This window comes from Mesorhizobium sp. M00.F.Ca.ET.216.01.1.1, from assembly GCF_004010325.2.
GTDB lineage: Bacteria > Pseudomonadota > Alphaproteobacteria > Rhizobiales > Rhizobiaceae > Mesorhizobium.
The window spans coordinates 1-333 of the sequence record NZ_SADR02000329.1 but is presented as its reverse complement, the minus strand read 5'-3'; the positions used below and the strand labels follow the sequence as shown (position 1 = coordinate 333).

1 pseudogene is annotated in these 333 nt (G+C 66.1%); it reads right to left on the bottom strand.

What is annotated here, in order from left to right:
- Positions 1 to 56 precede the first annotated feature (56 nt).
- Positions 57 to 333, bottom strand: a pseudogene (locus EN859_RS36330) (LacI family transcriptional regulator); the annotation flags it as partial.

The following is a 333-nucleotide window of genomic DNA, read 5'->3' as shown; positions in this document are numbered from 1 at the left end:
CGAAGGCTGAACTGAACCCCTTTGCATGATGATCGCCGTCGCGACGGACGCAGGGGTCACTGATCTTGCGAATGCCGATAGGGCAGAACCTCGCCAGGCGTGCTGAGCGACTGTAGGGAGCCTGGATCGGCGCCACCGATCCAGCCGAGCACGGCGCGGGCGAGTTCGGAGCCAGCCAGGCGGAAATTCTCGTTGACGACCAGCAGTTCCGGCCGGAACAGGTGCAGCAGTTCCGACGACTGTTTCGACACCACGTCGACATCGCGGCCGAGTTTCAGGCCGGCGTCCTCGATGCCGGCGACGACGGCGAGCGTTGCCGCGGCGGCGCTGCTG